At 70.1% G+C, this 6,244-nt stretch carries 7 protein-coding genes; 6 read left to right on the plus strand and 1 reads right to left on the minus strand.

Annotated elements, in window-relative coordinates:
* The 5 genes from VN520_RS14590 to VN520_RS14610 form a co-directional block, all read left to right on the plus strand.
* Positions 1-1,388 (plus strand): type I-E CRISPR-associated protein Cse1/CasA (locus tag VN520_RS14590; RefSeq protein WP_325747333.1); only part of this gene is annotated, 1,388 nt, incomplete at its 5' end.
* A complete protein-coding gene (gene casB, locus VN520_RS14595) occupies positions 1,385-1,966 on the plus strand; it encodes a type I-E CRISPR-associated protein Cse2/CasB (RefSeq protein ID WP_325747334.1) in 582 nt (193 codons plus the stop codon). The genes VN520_RS14590 and casB, both read left to right, overlap by 4 nt.
* Positions 1,963-3,312 (plus strand): type I-E CRISPR-associated protein Cas7/Cse4/CasC, encoded by a 1,350-nt coding sequence (locus VN520_RS14600; protein WP_325747335.1) that lies wholly within the window; start codon positions 1,963-1,965, stop codon positions 3,310-3,312. The genes casB and VN520_RS14600 overlap by 4 nt, the downstream gene beginning before the upstream one ends.
* Positions 3,309-4,157: a type I-E CRISPR-associated protein Cas5/CasD gene (gene cas5e / locus VN520_RS14605; RefSeq protein WP_325747336.1), complete on the plus strand. Its 849-nt coding sequence runs from the start codon at positions 3,309-3,311 to the stop codon at positions 4,155-4,157. Before VN520_RS14600 ends, cas5e begins: the two co-directional genes overlap by 4 nt.
* The gene (locus tag VN520_RS14610) at positions 4,154-4,876 is read left to right on the plus strand and encodes a type I-E CRISPR-associated protein Cas6/Cse3/CasE (RefSeq protein WP_325747337.1); all 723 of its coding nucleotides are present in this window, start codon (positions 4,154-4,156) and stop codon (positions 4,874-4,876) included. The genes cas5e and VN520_RS14610 overlap by 4 nt, the downstream gene beginning before the upstream one ends.
* 192 nt (positions 4,877-5,068) lie before the next feature.
* Here VN520_RS14610 and VN520_RS14615 read toward each other — a convergent pair whose 3' ends face one another.
* Positions 5,069-5,260, minus strand: a complete 192-nt coding sequence (locus VN520_RS14615) for a hypothetical protein (RefSeq protein ID WP_325747338.1) — start codon at positions 5,258-5,260, stop codon at positions 5,069-5,071.
* Between the two features lie 618 nt (positions 5,261-5,878).
* Between VN520_RS14615 and VN520_RS14620 the strand changes: the two genes are divergently transcribed.
* The coding region (locus VN520_RS14620) for a hypothetical protein (RefSeq protein WP_325747339.1) at positions 5,879-6,244 on the plus strand (366 nt) is incomplete at its 3' end.

A 6,244-nucleotide genomic window follows, 5' to 3' on the forward strand; every position in this document is an offset into this window, starting at 1 on the left:
ATCCGAAGTCGGCTGCGCAGTGGCCTGCCTGGGTGGACCAGAAGAACGCGCTCCGGCCTGCCGCTGAGTGGCTCGCCCAGCGCCCCCGAGAAGAGGTCTGGGACCTGTTCCATCCTGTGGAGCCTCTGGGACAGAACGCGCTGCTCGCTCCGTTCCTCGACGAGCACGGGGCCGGGCCGGCGCAGCTGGTGATCGAGCGGGTCGGGGACTACAACCAGTTCTTTGACCATCACCATCTGGAGCACACCAGCCCGCTCCCCGTCGCGCAGGCGTTTCGGGCCATGCTCACCCAGCATGTGTACGGTCCGGCCGGACGCGCCAGGATCTCCGGCAAGGAGACGCTCGGCGCCACCATCACCAACCTCGCCGCCACCCGCCTCGGCACCCGGATCCGGGTGCTCGCGCTCGGGGTCAGCCTCGGGGAGACGCTGCGTCTCAACCTGGCTCCGGTTTCCGGGCCGCCGGGGGAGCTGAACCGTACCTGGACCGCCGGTCAGGAGCGTCGGGGGTTCAAGGCCAAGCCGAGCGGCCGCCCGGTCACCGGCCCGGCTGACCTGCACAGCTATCTCGGCCGGTCGATCCTGCTCCGTCCGACCCGAGCGGGGGATCACGTGGACCGGGTACTGCTCGGCGCGGGCGAGCTGCTCGCGCTGACGGATGAGCATCTGCAGGACGCCGTGTACGCCAAGAAGGCCGACGGCACCAGCAAGCCGCTGTGGGCTTCGGCGACCCGCGCCGTCTGGCGGCAGGCTCATGCCCTCTACGCGGCCGTGGCCGAGGCGCGCTCCGAAGCGGGTGGCAACGACGGGGGCACCCTGTATCGGAGGCTCGCGCTCTTCCCGGCCGAGGACGTCGCCCCCGAGCCCGGCCAGCAGCCCGCGCGACGCATCGACCTGTGGACGGTCGGGCTCGTGGCCAAGCAGACCACAGCCATCGCATGGGTCGACGGAACCTTCCCGTTCGCCCCCGGCCTGGAGGCCCGGTTGTACCTGGCCTCCTACCGCGGTTCGGACATCGCGGAGTTCGTGGCGTCCGCTCTGTCCAAGGCGGCGTACGCGGCCTGGACCGTGGCGTATCCGAACCCCAAGCCGGCTGACAAGACGAGCCAGATTGCGCGCTTCGACGCCCGTGGTCAGCACTGGGCGGCGACGCGGGAGTCCTTCGATCTGCTGATGGAGGAGACCACGCTGGGTGAGGACGTCCAGGCTTCTCTCCACGAGTACGCGGCCACCGTCGCCACCGCCGCCCGCAGGTTCCTCACCGAGTGCCTCGACTCGCTGCCGAGGAACTCGCAGGGCGCGAAGGCCCGGGCCGCCGCTCTGCGGCGGTTCGACGACGAGCTGGCCATGGCGAAGGCCCCGGCCGAACTCCGAGGGGAGACTTCATGACCACCACCGGCGCAGGTCCCGGTACCAGTGAAAGCAGCGCCGCGCTCACGGCCTGGCTCGCCAGCCTCGTCCACAACCACGACTATGCGAGCCTCGCCGAGCTACGGCGTCCCCGCGTCCATCGGGAGCCCCACTTCCGGGCCCTCTGGTACAGCCCGACCGAGGCCCAGCGTGAGGTCTACGGCCAGGTCGCCTTCCTGTTCGCCGTCTACCACCAAGGACGGTCGAAGCCGGCCTTCGGGTACGGAAGCCTGGGCGAGGCCGCCCGCCGCATCGGCAGTGGCACCGGGCGAGGGCCGGACAACCCGGGTGCAGCTCGTCTGGTCGACCGGATCGTGTCCAGCCGTCGCGTTCCCTGGCGGCATCTGCAGCACGCCGTCGCACGTCTGCGGGCCTGCGACAAGCAGCCACCGTCCTGGGCCCGGCTCGTCGACGACCTGAACCTCTGGCACGACCGCAGAGCCCGCGTTCCGTATGAGTGGGGTGTGGCCTTCCATATGCCTCCAGCCCGCATTCCCGCCAAACGGTCCACCTCCTCGACTGCCGCCGCCTCCCTCCAGAAGGACTCCACCACGTGACCAGCAACGCCTCCTCCGCCGGCGGCCAGTTCCTCTCCCTGCACCTCCTGGAGACCCTGGTGGCCGTCCTCCCCGTGCGTGACGAGAACGGGGCGCCGAAGTCGATCGTCTACGGCGGCACCGAACGGCACATGATCACCAGTCAGGCGCGGCGCAGGGCCGAGCGAGTCCACACCCGCAACCGGGCCAACGCGGGCCTCGGCGCCCTTGCCGGCCGCAGCACCGGCCTCCGGACTCGTGAATGGGCGCTGATCACCGCCCGCACGCTCACCTCCGAGCACGGCTGGGAGGAGGAAGAAGCTGTGCGCACCGCACGCGCCGTCATCGAAGCCACCGGCCTGAAATTCGGGGACCCCGGCAAGAAGACCGTCGCGAACCTGACCAAGGTGCTGCTGTTCGCCCCCGCGGACGCGGGCACCCGCATTGCCGCGCACATCGACGAACAGGCCGAGTCGGTCCGGTCCTGGACCGAGGAGTACCTGGCAGCGCAGACTGCGGCGGCCGCGGCCAAGGGGAAGAAGGGCGCCCGCAAGAACGGCGGACAGGAAGAGCCGAACACGGACGAGACCCCCGCGTCCGATGCCAAGCTGCCCGCGGTGCCGGCGGCGACCCGGGCAGCGGTCCTCACCGCGCTCGCCCCGCGCGACGCTATCGACATCGCCCTGTACGGACGTTTCCTCGCCGAGATCGCGGACTCCCCGAACGTCGACGGCGCCGTCCAGAGCAGCCATGCCTTCACCGTGCACGAGGCGGAGCAGGTCGATGACTTCTACGCCGCGGCCGACGACGCGAAGCTCGACCGCAAGAAGAACGCGCTGGACTTCCTCGACGCGGCCGATGACGCCGGCGCCGGCATGACCGGTTACCAGTCCCTGATCACCGGCACCTTCTACCGGCACGCGGTCCTCGACCGCCTGCGACTACGCAGGAACCTCCAGGCGGCCGGGATGACCGTTCAGGAGGCCGAGGAGGCGTCTGTCGCGGCCGAGGCCGAGTTCGTCACCGCTTTCGTCGACGCTTTCCCCGAAGCGAAGAAGAACTCGACCGCCTCCACCGGCTCGCTGCCGACCCTGGTCCTCGCTTTCGAAGGTGAGCGCCCGTACAACTACGCGGCTGCCTTCCAGGCCCCCATCGACGAGAACCCCCTGGACAAGAACGGCGAGGGCCCCGCCGGCCCGGCGGCGGTCAGGCGGCTGCTGAAGCACCACGCGTTCGTCAGCCGGCGCCGGCCCGACATCCAGAGCGCGCGCGTCCTCACCTACGACCCGCAGATCGACGAACTCCTCGGCACCTTGCAGGACACCGGCGCCGAGACCGTGGCCTCGCCCGGGGAGCTGACGGCGTGACCACGCACGTTCTGCTCGTGCGGCTCGCCGCACCTTTGCAGTCCTGGGGGGTGGCGAGCCGGTTCGCCCACCGTGACACGCACATCCGCCCCACCAAGTCGGCGGTCATCGGCCTGTGCGCGGCGGCCCTCGGCCGGGAGAGGACCGACCCCGTGGACGACCTCGCCACGCTCGTGTTCGGTGTCCGCGCCGACCATCCGGGGACCCCGGTGCGCGATTACCACACGGTCGGCGCCGGCCGGTTCCCGTTGCGGCCGCGGGACGTCATCACCGACCACCGGCGTGCTGCGGCGGTCGCCGCGAGCATGGCAGCGGCTGAGGGGCCGGGCTTCGGACACCACGAGCTGGCCGGTTGGTACGGGGCGCCGAAGAAGATCACGGCCGACCCTGTCTCCGGGGCTCTTGTCTCGGCCGAGCTGTCGCGCTCAGCGATGATCACGGAGCGCTGGTATCTGTCGGACGCGGCGTTCGTCGTCGGGCTCGAGCACCAGGACCGGGCGCTGCTGGAGGACATCGCGTACGCCCTGGAGCACCCGAAGCGGCTGCTGTGGCTCGGCCGGAAGTCCTGTCCGCCCTCGGGGACCCTGGCCGCGGAGATCCTCCCGGGCACGGTCGCCACCGCATTCGCCGCCAAACTCCTGCTCCCCGGCCCGGACGGACCCGACTCCTCGGGCCGGCGCCCCTGGGCCTGGGTCCAGGTGCCATCGGGCACGCGCGGGGCGTTGCAGGTGAACGACCAGCCGGTCAGCTTCAATCCGGCCCACCGGGCGCACGTCACGCGCTGGGAAGCCCGTACGCGCATCACCATCGCACCGACCGCAACCGGATGGGACATCATCCCGTGAACAGCACACGGGCCTCGACGGCCCGCTTCGTCGCCACCCACTCCGTCCTCTCGCTGAACGCCCGCCACCCCCTGGTCGCCAAATCCCTGGTCGACGCCCAGGAGATGCACCGCACCGTCATGAGCGGCTTCCGTGGCTGGGTCGAGGACGGCGACCCGGAGGCGCGCGCCCAGATGGGTGTCCTGTCAACGTGGTCGGTGGACCTGAAGGCGGCGGCCCTCGTCCTGGTCGTGCAGTCCAGGATCCCGGGTGACTGGGCCCGTATACCGCGCGAGGCCTTCACCGCCGCCCCGCACATCATCACCGTCGACCGCACCTTCAAAGCGGGCGAAGTCTTCGGCTTCCGTACGGTCGTCAACCCGACCCGCAGCAAGCCGTCGGGTAAACCCGCCTCGGAGAAGGCCCGTGGCACACGAACCGCTCACACCACGCCGGAGCACGTGAAGCGATGGTTCTCACGGCGTCTCCAGGCCGAGGGGGACCCGGCGAACGCCGAGGACGGCGTCGCCCGCATCGGCGCCACCGCCGACCCGGACGCCCTGGGGATCCGTATGCTGCCGACGGTCTCGAGCGCCCACCGCAGCAAGCCGGTCCGGATCGGCCGCGCCGAGATCCGCGGCTCCCTGACCGTCACCGACCCGGAAACTCTGGTGGGAGTCCTGTCGAACGGCCTCGGCCACGCACGCGCCTACAGTTGCGGACTGGTGCTGGCCCGCTGAGGGCAACTATGCGTTGCCCTCAGCACATGGAACAGCCGCACATTCGGGTGGTCACGTGGCAAAAGACATCCCCGCACACGCGGGAGCCAAGAAGGATCTGCTCCTAACGGGGGCCATCCCCGCACAGGCGGGAAAACCCAACAGTGGCCGAGAGTATGCCCTGCAACCACGCCAGGACCAGGCCCACGGGCATCACCGTTTCCCCCCACGGCGCACCAGGATCGTCAGCGTCGCCCGGGCGTCACGCCGGCGCTGCGGGCTACGGAAGAGGACGGAGGAGGCCGCCACCGTGACGACGGCCCCGGTGTAGGCGAGGCCGGTCGCGGCGGAAAGGGTGGCGGCTTCCTGGAACGTGGACTCCAGAACGGTCAGCAGAACGGACACGCGGACTCCCCCTTCGGGGTTGTCGCCCGGTGGTCTTCTCCGCCGGGCGCGGTCCCATAGGTATCCGGCTTCAGAGCTGCGTCCGGCGATGTCCGGAGAAGTGGATCAGCGGTATGTTCCCAGGTCAGAAGGAGAATGAAGATGTGTCCGGAGAAGTCTTCCGCATACAGCGGACGAAGCGGTGCCGGACAGGTGCCGACGTTCCCGGATGAGCTGAGGGCGTTATACGAAGCCGCAGGCGGTCATGCAGGGTTGGGGTACGGACGCCTGATCCAGCTCGCCGGGCAACACGGCCACAAGGTGGTGAAGCAGAATCTCAGCGACTGGTTCCTCAAGGCGCCCCCACAAGAACGGGGGCACGTCGAGTACATGATGCGGGTGCTGATCCCATTCCTGGAAGATCGTGCGGTGCTCCGTTCGCCTGGCCACGACCGGACGCCTAACGGTGTTTGGGGCCGTCGGCTGAAGGCTGCACAGTCCGTCAGGAACAGCAGGCAGGGGGGCCGTGGTTCCCGTGTTCACGCAGCCTCCCCGGGCCGCCTCCTGGGCGGGCCGTCCCAGCCCCTCCGGGATGTCCTTCCACGCGAGTTCGTGGGGCGGGAGGAGGAAGTGGCCGACATGGCGGCATTCGTCACCGGTCCCGACGACGCCCCCGCCTACCTGTGGTGGCAGGCAGGTCCTTGGGCGGGGAAGACCGCCCTGCTGTCCTGGTTCGCGGTCCGAGAGCTGCCCGCCGGGGTGGACGTCGCGCACTACGTCATCGCGGGGCGTCTGGGCACCGACCGCCGTGACGGTTTCGTACAGGCGGTCGGGGAGCAACTGGCTGCTGCGGCGGGGAACAGGCGCTACTCTGCGGTGGATCGAAAACAGCCAACCCTCGAGCCGCTGTACGAAGCAGCGGCTCGTGAGTGCGCGGGGCGCGATCGCCGCCTGGTGCTGATCGTCGACGGGCTCGACGAGGATGCGGACGTCGGCCTGGATGGG

It is taken from the genome of Streptomyces sp. (assembly GCF_035563135.1).
In the GTDB taxonomy this organism is placed as follows: domain Bacteria; phylum Actinomycetota; class Actinomycetes; order Streptomycetales; family Streptomycetaceae; genus Streptomyces.

Bases quoted from the DNA above. Each gene is read 5' to 3' on its own strand.
- casB (WP_325747334.1), top strand. From the start codon at position 1,385: ATGACCACCACCGGCGCAGGTCCCGGTACCAGTGAAAGCAGCGCCGCG.